The 13,730-nt window shown below is 70.6% G+C and carries 12 protein-coding genes; 9 read left to right on the top strand and 3 right to left on the bottom strand.

What is annotated here, in order from left to right; all coding sequences use genetic code 11:
* From IF83_RS31065 to IF83_RS0106755, 5 genes are all read left to right on the top strand, one after another.
* On the top strand, positions 1-2,335 hold a 2,335-nt coding region (locus IF83_RS31065), incomplete at its 5' end, for a hypothetical protein (RefSeq protein ID WP_051722513.1).
* Positions 2,336-2,347: 12 nt separating this feature from the next.
* On the top strand, positions 2,348-3,211 hold the full coding sequence (locus IF83_RS0106740; RefSeq protein WP_030543124.1) for an immunity 49 family protein: 864 nt from the start codon (positions 2,348-2,350) through the stop codon (positions 3,209-3,211).
* Between the two features lie 147 nt (positions 3,212-3,358).
* Complete coding sequence (locus IF83_RS0106745) at positions 3,359-4,216, top strand: immunity 49 family protein (protein WP_037678971.1); 858 nt, start codon at positions 3,359-3,361, stop codon at positions 4,214-4,216.
* Positions 4,217-4,626: 410 nt separating this feature from the next.
* On the top strand, positions 4,627-5,157 hold the full coding sequence (locus IF83_RS0106750) for a hypothetical protein (RefSeq protein WP_078843229.1): 531 nt from the start codon (positions 4,627-4,629) through the stop codon (positions 5,155-5,157).
* 15 nt (positions 5,158-5,172) lie between these two features.
* Positions 5,173-5,460: a hypothetical protein gene (locus IF83_RS0106755; protein WP_030543127.1), complete on the top strand. Its 288-nt coding sequence runs from the start codon at positions 5,173-5,175 to the stop codon at positions 5,458-5,460.
* 19 nt (positions 5,461-5,479) lie between these two features.
* Here the strand turns inward: IF83_RS0106755 and IF83_RS0106760 are convergent, their stop codons facing one another.
* Positions 5,480-7,063 (bottom strand): hypothetical protein, encoded by a 1,584-nt coding sequence (locus IF83_RS0106760; RefSeq protein WP_030543128.1) that lies wholly within the window; start codon positions 7,061-7,063, stop codon positions 5,480-5,482.
* A 399-nt stretch (positions 7,064-7,462) separates the two neighbouring features.
* On the opposite strand from IF83_RS0106760, the gene IF83_RS0106765 reads away from it, so the two are divergent.
* Positions 7,463-7,798 (top strand): beta/gamma crystallin domain-containing protein, encoded by a 336-nt coding sequence (locus IF83_RS0106765; protein WP_078843230.1) that lies wholly within the window; start codon positions 7,463-7,465, stop codon positions 7,796-7,798.
* Between the two features lie 149 nt (positions 7,799-7,947).
* On the opposite strand, the gene IF83_RS0106770 is transcribed toward IF83_RS0106765, so the two are convergent.
* Complete coding sequence (locus IF83_RS0106770; protein ID WP_078843231.1) at positions 7,948-8,991, bottom strand: MBL fold metallo-hydrolase; 1,044 nt, start codon at positions 8,989-8,991, stop codon at positions 7,948-7,950.
* An 83-nt stretch (positions 8,992-9,074) separates the two neighbouring features.
* Positions 9,075-10,016, bottom strand: a complete 942-nt coding sequence (locus IF83_RS0106775; protein ID WP_244176887.1) for a serine hydrolase — start codon at positions 10,014-10,016, stop codon at positions 9,075-9,077.
* 123 nt (positions 10,017-10,139) lie between these two features.
* On the opposite strand from IF83_RS0106775, the gene IF83_RS0106780 reads away from it, so the two are divergent.
* The 3 genes from IF83_RS0106780 (at position 10,140) to IF83_RS0106790 (ending at position 13,614) form a co-directional block, all read left to right on the top strand.
* The gene (locus IF83_RS0106780; RefSeq protein ID WP_030543132.1) at positions 10,140-11,114 is read left to right on the top strand and encodes a LysR family transcriptional regulator; all 975 of its coding nucleotides are present in this window, start codon (positions 10,140-10,142) and stop codon (positions 11,112-11,114) included.
* 65 nt (positions 11,115-11,179) lie between these two features.
* Positions 11,180-11,917, top strand: a complete 738-nt coding sequence (locus IF83_RS0106785) for a TetR/AcrR family transcriptional regulator (protein ID WP_244176889.1) — start codon at positions 11,180-11,182, stop codon at positions 11,915-11,917.
* 155 nt (positions 11,918-12,072) lie between these two features.
* Positions 12,073-13,614, top strand: a complete 1,542-nt coding sequence (locus IF83_RS0106790; RefSeq protein WP_078843232.1) for an MFS transporter — start codon at positions 12,073-12,075, stop codon at positions 13,612-13,614.
* Positions 13,615-13,730: the final 116 nt, after the last annotated feature.

The raw sequence follows: 13,730 nt of genomic DNA on the forward strand, positions 1-13,730 counted from the left end.
CGGCTTCTCGGCCGAGGACATGAAGGACGCCGAGGTGCCGTGGGGGACGGCGGAGAACGAGAAGTACCACTGGTACGAGGTCCACCAGCACATCAAGAGTTTTGTGTGGGACGGCCTGATTGTCGACGGCGTGTGGGGCACCATCAAGGGCCTGGGCACCCTGGTCGGGTTCGACGGCTGGGAGGCGATGAAGGATGCCTGGAAGGGCCTGGGCATGCTGGTCGTCGGCACCGCCCTGTACACCTCACCCCTGGCCTACGCGATCCCGGACTCGGCGTTGCCGCAGTGGATGAAGGACTCCAAGGAGGTCGCGAAGCAGACGGGGAAGGCGTTGCTGGCGTGGGACACCTGGAGTGAGAACCCGGCCCGCGCGGCAGGTGCGGTGACGTTCAATGTGCTGACGTCGATCACGGGTGCGGGGAACATTGCCAAGGGCGGCACGGTGGCCAAGGTCGCCTCGGTGGCGGGGAAGGCGGGGGCGTTCCTGGACCCGATGACGCACATTGCCTCGGTGGTGGGCAAGGCCGGCCAGGCGATGAAGATCGGCGATGTGCTGGCGGGGCTGAAGAACCTCAACCTCGGCAAGATCGACGTCCCGGCGTTCCCGGACGGTGCGACGCTGCTGCCGGACGGGCGCCTGGAGCTGCCCGACGGCACGATCAAGGTCCCCGACACCCCGCTGCAGCTCGCGGACGGCACCGTCCACGTCCCCGAGGGCACCGCACCCAGGGTGCCGTCGGAACTGCCCGGTGGCGCGGTCCTGATGCCGGACGGCTCGGTCCTGCACCCCGACGGCAAGCTCCAGCTCTCCGACGGCAACATGAGCACCGTGCCGGTGAAGGTGGAGCCGCACAAGGCGGACCTGGCCACCCCGGACGAGGCGGCCGTGCGCGTACCCGATCCGGAGCTGGAACTGGTCGGCGCCGGCGCCCGCACCAACCCGCCCGGCGCCGTCGCCCAACTCGGCGACACGGGCAACCCGTCCGCCATCACCGACAACACCGTGGGCGGCGGCACCCCGTCCCAGCTCGGCGCGAACGTCGGCGACACCGCCTTGGGCGGCACCGCCCGCACCGGCGACAACCTCCCCGACAGCACGGCGAACCCCGGCGGATCCCGGTCCGGCGGCTCCGGTCCCGGTGGGTTCAGCGACAACCTTCCCGGCGCGACAGGCCGATCCGGCGACACCCCCAGCGGCGGCACCCCGGGGAGCCCGAACGACGGTCCGTCCATGTCTCTCGGTGAAAACGCCGTCGGCGCCACCGACACGCTGCCTCGTGGCGGCCGGGACCTGCCCGAGGGCCCCGGGCCCGGCTCCCTCGGCGACAGCGGCACGCCCGAAGGCATCCCGGGTTCCGGCTCCGCCGACGCCATACCGCCGGGCACGGTTGTACCGGATCACGGAGCAGGCACACCCGGTGGCGGAACACCCGGCGACGGCGCCACACCCGACGGCACCCCGCCGCGGACGCCCGAAGAGATCATGCGGAACCACGTCGACCGGGCCAACGACCCGAACGACTCCTTCTTCGACGACCACTACAAGGTCAACGGTCACCGCAGGGACGTTGAACGCCTGGTGGACGGACAGCCCGTGCCGAAGCTTCGGTGGGACACCAGCGATCCGGCGAATCCAAAGTGGATAGCCGCTCACGAGGTTCCTCCGCCAATGCCTCCGAAGTACCTGGGCGATGCAATTCCGGGGCAACGGGGAACAGTCAGTCCGGAACATCTCGGCAGCCTCGACGACATGGCCCGCGCCCGGGACGAGGCGGTCGCAAGGGACAACAGCGCCGAGAAGGAACTTGCGGATGCAAGGGCCGCAGACGCGGCGAATTCCACGCCGGAGACCCGGCAGGCCGTCACGGCCGCAGACGATGTGCACAGCCCCCTCCACGGCGACATGCTGAGCGCCGCAGAGGACATGGGGGAGGCGGCTGCCCAGCACCATGCCATTCCGGAGAACTTCGAAGGCGCCAGATTGGTGTTCGGCGGGCTTGACGGGCCCGGTGGTGCCAACCGCTTCGACCAGATATGGCGGCGCCCCGACGGCGGCTTCGTCGTGGTGGAGGCCAAGGGGAGCCTCACAGCTCAGCTCGGTAGCCGCTGGGGCAGCGGTGGGGGTCGCGTCATGCAGGGCACACGCGAGTACTTCGAGACCATTCTCGACCAGTTGGAGAAGAACGCGGTGAAGTACCCGGAGGAGGCGGCCCTGGGGAACAGGCTCCGAGCCGCCTTGGACCGGGGGAAAGTCGATTACGTACTCGTGAAGGCGAACGTGGTTGACGGTAAGTATGCTGGCTACCAGATGAAGCATTTCGATCTGCGACCCTGAGGAGCACGACCGGTGGCTGTGACTGTGCCGCGCCATGATTTTCCCAGCGTTAACCTGGCACGTGCTGTTGAGGTGCTGACCGAGGGGGCTGCCGAGGCGATTGCTGATCTGGAAGAGTATCCGACGGCTTTCAACAGTGCACTGAATTCTGCGACGACGGCCGCGCAGGTGCGCTGTGGGATCGATCCGCGTGCCGCGAAGTTGGAGACGTGGGAGGCGTGGACCGCGGCGATGCAAGTGGGTTCTGCGATGTTCGCGGCGGCCGTCGCTCCCGAGGGGTCGTCGGTGGAGTGCCGTATCGCGCACAAGATGCGTTCGATTCCTGCGACGGGTCCGCGGTACTACACCCATGCGGGCAACTGGATCGCCGCCTATTGGCTGGCCGTCATCGGCCGGGACCAGAAGCGGGTCACGGCGCTCTGCAATGTTCCGCTTGGTCTGCTGCGGCGCCCGGAAGTGCAGTTCGACGAGTACGTCTACCACTGGATTGACACGCTGCAAACGGGCTGGCTCCAGCGGCCCGGAATGCAGGAGAAACTTGTCGCGGCCATGCGGGGCACGGACCCTGAACAATTGGTCGTAGGTGACCGTGAGTTGACGCTCAAGGTTCTCTACCCGGCGATCAACCTCTTCTACCGCTATCTCCGGCAGGACTATGACGCGTACAACACCGAACTGGCCAAGGCGCTGGAATGGCACAAGGAATACTGGACGGCCGACGAGGACCGATCGGCGAACATCGAGGGACTCGTGGCACTCGGCCCGCTCGCCGTGACCTGCCTGGCCTATGACGCCGGCTTCCCCATCGAGGTGGAGTCGGAGTACCTTCCGAAGCATTTGCTCAAACGAACCTGGGTCGGCGAGTTCGAGACCTGATCCCAACGCTCCCCGCAGATGTCCGCCGTCTCTCGGCACGTATGCGGAGACGGCTATGATGCCCGGCCGGCACTTCACGGAACGGAAGCGGCTCCGTACCGCGACAACGAGGACCGGAGGTCCGGTCAAGAGGCAGGTTCGGTGACCATGACGGTGTCCCGTCACATCATTCCGGTGGCCAACGCTGAAGCGGGTGTCGCCGCGCTCCGCCGGAGGGCCGGGGAGCGCATCGACGGGCTGGAGGGAGACCCCGGGGGATTCAACCGGGCGATGAGTCTCGCGCTCACCTCGGCCGAAGCGCATTGCCTTCTCGATCCGCGCGCGGCGAAGCTGGAGACCTGGGAAGCCTGGGTCGCCGCCATGCAGGTGGGTTCCGCGCTGTTCGCGGCCGCCACTGCCGAGCCCGACGCGGTGGTCGAATGCCGTATCGCGCACAAGGTGCGCTCCATTCCGGCGACGGGCGCACGGTACTTCACCGACGCAGGTACCTGGATCACGGCCTACTGGCTGGCCGTCATCGGTCGTGACACGGAGCGGATGACGGCACTGTGCCAGGTCCCGATCACCGTTCTCCGTGATTCCGGGGCGGTGTTCGACGAGTACATCTATGACTGGGTGGACACGCTGCAGACGGGGTGGCTCAAGCGGCCCGGCATGGACGACAAGCTCGTCGCGGCGATAGGTGGGACGGATCCCGAGCGCCTTCGGGTGGCCGACCGCGAGCTGATGCTCAAGATTCTCTACCCGCCGCTGAACCTCTTCTACCGCTATCTCCGGCAGGACTACGACAAGTTCAACATCGAGCTGGCCAAGGCGCTGGAGTGGCACAAGGAGTACTGGTCGGCGGATGAGGAACGGCTGTCGGACACTTCCGGCGCGGTCGCGCTCGGCCCGCTGGCCATCACCTGCCTTGCCTACGATGCCGGCTTCCCCATCGAGGTGGAGTCGGAGTACCTACCGAAGCACCTGCTGCGGCGCACCTGGGTCGGCGAGTTCGAGACCTGAGCCCGACGCTCACGGCAGATGTCCGCCGTCTCTCGGCACGTATGCGGAGACGGCCATGATGCCTGGCCGGCACTTCACGGAACAGAACCGGCTCCGTGGTGAGCCGGTCAAGTGACGTGAGAATGCCGGGGAGAAGTGGAGCAGTCCGCTGGAGGGGCGAGGCGGATGCGCGAGCACGGAAGACCCGAGGCCTATGAGTACCAGCATGACGGTGTTGTGCACCGGACTCTTGACGAGGCGGGGCGGAAACAGCGGGAAAGCCGGTCCGGTATCGACGTGTCCGGTCAGTGGGAAGAGATTCCTGCTTGTGGTGAGTACGATGCGCCGACCCGACGGGAAAGGTCGTGAGCCGCTCGACCGGCCGAGGACCCGGTGGACCGGATGGTGGGCGTCCGAGACCGAGGAGTGAAGTGGTCGTTGATCCGTCGCGGGCGATGCTGGACCGGCTGCGCGCCATCGAGTGGGCGGACGTCGATGCCATGTTCGTGCATGCGCGATCGCGTGCGGCACTGATGAGGGAGTACCTGCGCCGCATGGCGCTGTGGGCTGCGGCGCATGACGTCGTGGACGCGTGGCCCTTCCTCGATCCGGCACTGCGCCTCGATCCGAAACTGCGTGTGGATCCCGGTGTAGAGGCGGAGCTGGATGCCTACATCCGGGACAACATCGGTCGGCCGTCGATTGAGAAGACCTGTAGAGGGGCCGTGCACTGGGCGGCATTGCGGGCCCGCGGCGACGCGGACCTGTCCGGTCTTCCCGATCCCTTCGAGCCGCTGTTGTTGATGTACGAGCGGGGCGGGGGGTTCGTCGTGGAAAGCGAGTTCATCGACCTGACCGGGGCCATGATCTTGTTCAAGTCACATGCCGATCACGCGTCCTCGAACCCACTGGAGAATCTGGATCCGGATGCCCTGGATGCGATCGACAACGTCGCCCGGTGATCGGCGGGACTGCATATGAATGCCGAACTTGAGAAGTTCATCAGAGTGTATCTGAACTTCGAAGAGGCGTACGATACCAGCGGATACCTCCGTCCCACTCTGTACGCCTGTAGTGAGGCATACTCTTCGGCGGTTCGCGAAGGGCTGGCCTCTGTCTTGGCCTCGCGTGATCTGTACGTTGAGGACTATGAATACCTGACAGGTGTGGAATTTGGGTCGGAAGGGAAACTGTACGTCTACCTGCAGGATATGTGCGACTTTTTGTTTGATGGCGCGGAAAGGCAACCCGAGCCGCCGGAATGATTACCGTGGCGTCCACCGCTCACGCCGAGGACAGCTGTTCCGCTATCTCCTTGAGCCAGGCGGCGCTCTTCGCCGGGTCGTTGAGGGAGTCCGCCCACTCTTCGGGGCTCAGCCGGTGGTGGTCGGGGCCGGCCTTGAGGGCGATGAGGAGGGCCCTGGCCGAACTCCGCATCTCGGCCGCCGTGCTGCCGCTCCCCGGAATGCCGGGACCCGCCGCCAGTCCGTAGATCTTGCGCGCCATGGCCTGGCGTTCGCCGTTCTCCACCTTCTTCCAGAACTTCAGGGCCTCCTTCAGCGCGTCCTCGCGGGAGGCGGGCTCCGCCGGGGTCTGCCCCTCCGCCGCCCAGCGGTCGGGGTGGCGGGCCCCGTCGTAGCGCTTCTTGCCCGCGCGGCCCGCCTTGTAGGCGGCCACGCCGAGGATGAGGCCGGCCGCGCCCGCGGCGAGGCCCCAGCCGACCGGGTTGCTCGCCAGCCCGGCCCCTCCCGCCGTGGCGGCCACCGCCGTCACGGCGCCGCCGGCGGCCTTGGTGGACTCGCCCACGGCGGTGAGCGCCTGCTTGCCCATCTTGTTGCGCTGCTTGCCGAGCGCGTACGCGTGCACCGTGTTCATCGTGTTCGCGTCTTCGGCTCGCCGGAGGTCGACGGCGGCGTCACGGGCTTCACCCATCGCCGCCCAGGCCGCGTCGATGGCCCCGGATACGCGCTCCAGCCGGCCCTCACCCTCGTGGTCCCACTGGAGATCCAGCGCGACGTATGCCTCGGCCGCGGCCCATTCGGCGTCCTGCCGGGCCTGGTTCAGCCGGGCCAGTGCCGCCTCGTCGGCGCGCTCGGGCTTTTCCAACCCTTTCAGGGCATGGTATTTGCGGGCCGTCAGCCCGAAGCGGCTCGCGGCACGGACACCCTTCACCGCGCCGACGGCACCAGAGCCGACACCGCTCGCCTCGGTCACCGCCATGGCGTTCGCCGCCTTCTGGACCTTCGTCAGCTCCTTGGCGATGCCCAGGGCGTAGGCTCCCGCGCCGGCGGCACCGACGACCGCGTCGGCCGTCTTGGTGGTCGACTTCTTGTCCGCGGTGTGGAAAGCGGCCCCGTCCCCGTGCTTCTTGGCGTCCTTCCTGGCTTTGGCCGCTTCCATGCCACTGAGCACGGCGCCGGTGGTCTCCGTGACGAGGTTCTCCGACACGGCGGCGGTACCCGAGGAGGCGGCGGAGTGTTTGAGCCCCTCGTTGGCCGTGGCGGAGGCCTGCTGGGCGAAGCCCGTGTTGGCGGGGACATGGACGCCCTTGACGAAGGTGTCGATGAATTCGAAGTTCTTTTTGACCCGGTCGAGGATCGCGGCGATCCGGTCACGGTAATTCTGCCGTCCGGCCGCCGCGTTCCCGTTCTCCGCCGCCTTCTCCGGTGCCTTCCCGTTCGCCGTATCCCTGGCGCGCTGCACCGCCGCCGTCGCCGCCCGGTTGCCGGCGCTCGACTGGATCCCGAGGAGGGCACGCTGCGCCGGGTTCCCGGACGGACTCCCCGCCCGGCCCCGGTCCCGGCGCCGGGCCGCCGTCGGAGCAGCCACGGGCTGTGGAGGCGAGGTGCGGTGAACCGGGGTGCTCATGGATGTGCCTCTCCTGTGCTGCCGGGCCGGGCGACGGAGAGTAGCCAGGCGTGGCCAACGCAAGGGGAGCGGCGGGGAAACATCCGCCGATGGCGGGGTGCGGTGGGGTGGACGCGAGGGGCCGCCGTGGCGCCTGATCACGGAGAGCCCCGTGGGGAGACCACCGGGCGTACACCGGCCGACTGCCCGCGCCGCGTGCCGGGTGTGCCCGTCCGCGGTACGAAAGGGCAGCCGGCCGACCGGGTGTGAACCGGCCTGCCGGGGCGCACGTGGTGGCGGTTGTGAGGGGACGACCCCGGCCGCGCCGCGCGGCCGGCCCGCGCCCCCCCCGATGAACCGCCGGACACCCCGGTGTGCGGCCGAACAACCCGACGAACAACACCGAACGAGGTACAGCGCATGAATCGCTCGCTCAAGCGAGTACTGGTGACAGTCGCCGCGACCGGAGCCCTGACGGCCGCCCTTCCCCTGAGCACCGCCATGGCGATCAACCAGACGGGCTGCGGGGACAGGACGGACTTCGTCAAGATCACGTACGACAACGGCTCGTCGGACGTCTGCTTCGCCAACGCGGGTGCCGTCGACGTCCACTACAGCGGCGTGATCCGGGTGACGTCCGGCAACAACCGCCTCCGGTTCGTCTCCAACGGGGAGACCTACAGCATGGAGAAGTGGAGCTCCAAGAGGATCGTCGACGGCACGCCGCACAACATCACCCGGCTGCGCATCCTCTGACCCGGCCGCCGCTCACCCGGGAGCCACCGAGTTGATTCCGGGATGACCGCGGCGTCCGCAGACCGGAGCCCCGGGCTGTCCGCCGGGAATGCCCCGCCACGGCCCGGGCTCCCGGCCGGCGGCTTCGCCGTGCACACACCACACCCTTCTCAGGGCTTTCCGGGGTGCATGCCGCCGTCGTACACGGTGCGGTAGTCCGGGATGACGATCCGGGTCGCCGGAGCCGCCTGCCCGACCTGGGCGAGGAACGCGTCCAGGTCCATCGCCGGGTCGCGTACCGGGGAACCGCTCAGCGGCACCTCGAAGTTGTCCCAGTGGACGGGGACGACGACGCCCGGGGTGTCCAGCGCGCGCAGCAGCCGGGGAACGTACCGGTGGGTGGCGGTGCCGGCAGGGACGGCGATCATCGCGAGATCGGGGCGCAGCCCCCGCACCGCCCGCTCGGAGAAGTCGCTGGCCCCCATGAGGAACGCCGACGGGCTGCCGTCCCCGGGCGTCACCAGGAAGGCGAGGGTATCGCCTTCCGGCAGGTCCGAGATGGTTTCCGGGACCGTCGTGGGCGGGGCGTTCAGTGTGCCCGGGGCGAAGTAGGAGCACTTCTTGTTGCGGCTGTGCAGGCTCGGCACGACCTCGACGGTGATCCCGGCGAAGTCCAGTACCTCGCCGCCCTTGACCACGGAGATCTGTCCCGCGTCGACGCCCAGGGCTACCAGCAGGTGGTACGTGGTCTCGGTGCCGACGACGCGGGCGCCGGTGGTCCTGGCGATGTGGGGCACGTCGGCGAGGTGGTCCCAGTGGGAGTGGCTGACGAGGACGAGTTCGGGGCTGCCCGCGTGCGCGTCGACGACCTCGGGCCGGGTCCGCAACCGGGTCCGCAGGTCGAAGGCGCCGTCGAACAGACCGGTGGGGAAGCGGGTGAGGTACGGGTCGAAGAGCACGGTCCGCTCACCGGCGTCGATGCGCCAGCCGGCTGTGCCGAGCCAGCGGTACGACACCGGGCCGGCGGCTCCGTCGCCGCCTCGCCCGCGGCCGGCGGGCGAGGGCGCCGTGGTGGCCGTGGTGGCCGCGGCGGCGGTGGCCGGGATCAGCGGGGAGGCCGCGCCGAGTGCGGCGCCGCGCAGCACCGTACGACGGTCGAGCCCGCGATCGGAGGGGCCGTCCGGACTGTCCGCGACATGTGTGTTCTGAGGCATGGCCTCAGCAGATCAAGCGGTGAACTCCCCTGTCCAAGACCAGTTTTCGGCCCTCCTCATATGCGAACGCATATGTGCCCCGGTCACCGGCCGCGGGCGCGGAGGGAACCGACCGCGATTCCGGCCGCGCGGCCTATCGCGGCGTCCACGGTGGGGCGGGAGGCGGTCAGGTCGTGCGTGCGGGCGAAGACGGTGATCGCGTAGAGCGCGCCGTCGGGGTAGCGGGCGACGCCCGCCTCCATGTGCAGCCCCGGCAGGGTCCCGGTCTTGGCCGCGACCGTGACGTCGTCCGGGAAGCCCGACACCAGCCGGTGGCGGAAGACCTGGCGGCTCATCAAGTCGCGTACCAGCGCGCAGGCTTCCGGCGGTCCGGCGGCGTCGGTCCAGATGAGCCGGAGCAGCCGCGTGATCTCGCGGGGCGTGGCGGACGTGGTCCGGCGGGGGTCCAGCACGGCCAGCCGTCTCTTGCGCTCCTCGGGCAGGGCCGGGTAGCGGACGGCGAATTCTCTCTCGTCGCGGGCCCCGACCTCCGCGAGCATCGACTCCAGCAGGGCCCGCGGGCCGCCGACGATCCGGGTCCGGCGCAGGCCGAGTTCCTGCGCGAGCAGCCGTACGGTGTCCAGGCCGACGCGGGCCAGCAGCAGGTCGGCCGCCGTGTTGTCGCTGACCGACATCGCGAAGTGGGCGAGGTCGCGCAGAGACAGATCGACGTCGTCCAGACAGCCGGCGGTTCCCCAGCCGCCGAGCCGGTCGGCCGCCGACACCCGCACCCGCTCCCTCGGGTCCAGCTGGCCGGCGACGACCTGCCGGGCGAACTCCAGCACCAGCAGCACCTTGAAGATCGACGCGATCACGACCTGGTCGTCCGCACCGATGGCGACTTCACCGGCGTCCGGCTCCGCGCCGGACGCCGCGCGCGCGTTCAGGGGGATCGCGTGCAGCTGGCCCCTGGCGCCGGCCCCGGCGAAAACCTGCCGGATCCGTTCGTCGACCCCGGGCTCACCGGCCACTTGTTCATCGAGCACTGTTCCGTCCCCCTGGCGCATCGGCCGGTCGGTCCCGGTCCCGGCCGTGCCGGTCCCGGTCATCGGTTGCCGCCCGCCACCGGCTGGTCCACCCTCCCGCGGGCTCCCGTACGATCCTCCTCTGTGGATCTCTTACGCCACCTGCGTCTTTTCGTCACCGTAGCCGACGAGCTGCACTTCAGCCGCGCCGCCGAGCGGCTGGGGATGGCACAGCCGCCGCTCAGCCAGGCGATCCGCCGGCTGGAGAAGGAGCTCGGTGCCGAACTGTTCGACCGCTCGCAGCGCGGCGTCCGGCTGAGCGCCGCCGGGGCGGCACTGCTGGACGAGGCGTGCGACCTCCTCGCCCGGGAGGAGAGGCTGCGCGCACTGGCCCGCCGCGCCGCCGCCGGCGGCCTCGGCACGCTCCGCGCGGGCGTACCGCCCGATACCACGGCCGCGGTCCTGTCCGCGCTGCTCTCCGCCTGCGCGGAGCACTTCCCCGAGCTGTCCGTCGACCTGCAGGAGGTCGCGACCGAGGAACAGGTGCGGCTGCTCTCCTCCGGCGGCCTGGACGCCGGACTCGTCCACCATCCCGTGGACGCGACCGACCTGCGGCTCGGCCCCGAGATCGCGCTGGACCTGGGGGTGGTCCTACCGCGCACCTCGCCGCTGGCCCGGCTGCCCGAGGTGACGCTCGGCGAGCTCTCCGGCCACGACCTGGTGCTCTTCCCGCGGGCACACGCACCCGGCTGGTACGACCGCGTCCTCGACGTGTGCCGCGCCGAGGGCTTCGTGCCCGGCCGCCTCCGGCACGCCTCCAATCCCGAGTTCCTGCTCGCCCTGGTGACGGCAGGTCACGGAGTCGCCTTCGACCAGGGGCCGGTGGCGCGCAAAGAGCCCCGCGTCGCCTGGCGCCCCCTCGCGGACCGCCCCCTCACCCTGCGCATCAGCGGTGCATGGCCCGCCGGCCGCGGAGCCCACCCGGCCGCACGCCGCTTCGCGGACATCGCGGCCGGAGTCCTGGCTCGTGACCAGACCGCGGCCCCACGACGCACGGGCGTTCCCGGCCCACCGGACGCTGCCGGGTCCCCGCGCCCGTGGTCGGTCGTCTACGGCTGAGAGAAAAACTGTACACCTGTACATGTACTCTCGTACCAGTACGCAGGTGCCGGAGACGGGCGGGTGTGATCGTGAGGACGGACAGCCATGCGAACAGCGGCGTGGACGGTGGCGCGGACGGTGGCGCCGGAGCCCGAGCCGGCACGGAGAACGCCGCCGCGCCCGCACGGAAAGCGCGGCGTGATCCCGCCGGGCGGCGCCGGGCCATGGTGGAAGCGGCGGCGGCGCTGATCGTGGAGGACGGCCTCACCGTGCTCACACACCGCAGGGTGGCGGAGCGCGCCGGAGTACCGCTCGGCGCGACGACGTACTACTTCTCCTCGCTGCAAGAGCTGGAGGAGGCGGCGCTCGGACATCTGTCGGAGCAGATCGCGGCCGATCTGCGGGAGGTCGCCGCGCTGCTGGAGGCCGGTGCCGGTGCGCCGGCCGTTCTGGTGGAAGCGCTGTACGCGTACCTGAACGACCGGGACCGGGTGCAGGCGGACGCGGCCCTGTACGTGGCCGCCACCCGGCGCGAGGCACTGCGGCCGCTGGCCCTGCGGTGGTTCGACGGACTGGTCGGCATGCTCTCCGCCTACACCGACGAGGCGACGGCGCGGGCGCTGGCGGTCCTGGTCGACGGCGCGACCGTGCACGCCATGCTGCACGACGAACCCCTGGACCGCGCGTTCCTGGCCGATGTGACCGGCCGGCTGCTGGCCGGCCCGGTGGCCGACCGGACGGATGGGCCGGTGGATGGGCCGGTGGATGGGCCGGTGAATGGCGCGACGGCCGGGCCGACGGGCGAGGAGGGCCGGCGGTGACGGCGCGGGAGCCCGCGGCCGTGCGGGCAGAGGCACCGGGGGCTCCGGGCGGGGCCGGCGGCCCGGGCGGGCCCAGCGGACCGAGCGGACCGAGCGGGCCCAGCGGGCCGCCCGGGCCGGTCGCGGAGCTGTCGCCGCGCCGGCGCTGGGCCTGCATGGCGGTGCTGTCGGTGAGCCTGCTGGCGGTCGTCATGGACCTGACGGTGCTCAACGTCGCGCTGCCGGAGCTCGCGGCGGATCTGCGGCCGTCCGCGACACAGCAGTTGTGGATCGTGGACGCGTACTCGCTGATCCTGGCGGGACTCCTGGTGTCGATGAGCGCGCTGGCGGACCGGTGGGGCCGCAAGCGGATGCTGCTCTCCGGCTTCGCCGTCTTCGGCGCGGCGTCGCTGCTGGTGCTGGCCGCCGGCACGCCCGAGACGGTCATCGCGGTCCGTGCCCTGCTGGGCCTCGGCGGAGCGATGATCATGCCGACCACGCTGTCGATGGTCCGCTCCCTCTTCCCCGATCCGGCCGAGCGGGCGCAGGCGCTGGGCATCTGGGCCGCGGTGTCGTCCATGGGCGCGGCCATCGGGCCGATCGTGGGCGGGCTGCTGCTGGAGCACTTCTCCTGGCACGCCGCGTTCCTGCTGAACGTGCCGCTGATGGCCGCCGGCCTGCTCCTCGGCCTCTGGCTGCTGCCCGAGACCCGCGCCGCGAACCCCGGCCGGTGGGACGCGCTCGCCACCGTCCTGTCGGTCGCGGGGATGGCCTCCCTGGTGTGGGCGATCAAGGACATGGCCAAGCACTACGCCGACGACGGCTTCGCCAACCCCGGCGCGTGGGCGGCGTTCACCGCCGCCGCGGCCGCCCTGACCTGGTTCACGCTGCGCTGCCGGCGCCGTCCCGATCCTCTGCTCGACGTACGGCTGTTCACCCGCCGGGCTTTCACGGCCGGGACGCTGACCGCGCTGACGGCGATGTTCGCGATGGCCGCCCTGCTGCTGCTCGGCGCCCAGTGGCTGCAACTCGTGGAGGGCCACTCGCCGTTGCGGGCCGGGGTGTATCTGCTGCCGATCGCCGGCGGTGCGGCCGTGACCGCGTTCGCGGCGCCCGCCCTGGCCGTCCGGATCGGCGCCCGCACCGTTCTGGCGGGCGGGCTGGCTCTGGCGGGCGTGGGTGCGCTGCTGCTGTTCCTCGCGCCCGCCCCGCTGGGGTACGAGTGGGTCGCCGTGGCGCTGGCGCTGGAGGGAGCCGGGGCGGGCTCGCTGGCGATCGCGTCGGCGATCATCATGTCCGGCAGTCCCGCGAACCGGGCCGGAAGCGCCGCCGCGATCGAGGAGACCGCCTACGACCTCGGGAGCGTTCTGGGCGTCGCGGTGCTGGGCAGCGTCGCGTCCGTCGTCTACCGCGACCGGCTGCGCCTGGAGCAGCCGGCGGATCTCGCCGGAGCCGGCGGAGGGGCCGAGCCGGGGGCCGGTGGCGCGGCCGGAGAGCAGGCCGCGGCCGCCGTCGACGCGGCCGAGGAGTCGCTCGGCGGAGCGCTGGAGGTGGCACACCAGATCGGCAGCGCGGAGCTGGCGACCCGGGCCCAGCAGGCGTTCACCGAATCCTTCACCCACATCGGGCTGGTCGGCGGCGTAACCCTGCTGGCCGTCGCCGTGCTGGTCTTCGCGCTGATACCCCGCGGCCTGGACATCACCCGGCAGCAGCACTGAGTTCCGGGCGGCTGGGCTGCCTGTGGGGACGGGGTACGGGCGGCGGTGCGGGCGTCGGTACCTCCCCGGGGCGGCTGTCTGTCCGTGGACGGTCAAGTGCGGCACTATGCGGTGTG

Origin of the sequence: Streptomyces albus subsp. albus (genome assembly GCF_000719865.1) — a bacterium.
Taxonomy (GTDB): domain Bacteria; phylum Actinomycetota; class Actinomycetes; order Streptomycetales; family Streptomycetaceae; genus Streptomyces; species Streptomyces albus_E.

Coding starts and splice junctions, on each gene's coding strand:
- IF83_RS0106755 (WP_030543127.1), top strand. CDS start 5,173: ATGAATGCCGAACTTGAGAAGTTCATCAGAGTGTATCTGAACTTCGAA.
- IF83_RS0106765 (WP_078843230.1), top strand. CDS start 7,463: ATGAATCGCTCGCTCAAGCGAGTACTGGTGACAGTCGCCGCGACCGGA.
- IF83_RS0106760 (WP_030543128.1), bottom strand. CDS start 7,063: ATGAGCACCCCGGTTCACCGCACCTCGCCTCCACAGCCCGTGGCTGCT.
- IF83_RS0106770 (WP_078843231.1), bottom strand. CDS start 8,991: ATGCCTCAGAACACACATGTCGCGGACAGTCCGGACGGCCCCTCCGAT.
- IF83_RS0106745 (WP_037678971.1), top strand. CDS start 3,359: ATGACGGTGTCCCGTCACATCATTCCGGTGGCCAACGCTGAAGCGGGT.
- IF83_RS0106790 (WP_078843232.1), top strand. CDS start 12,073: ATGGCGGTGCTGTCGGTGAGCCTGCTGGCGGTCGTCATGGACCTGACG.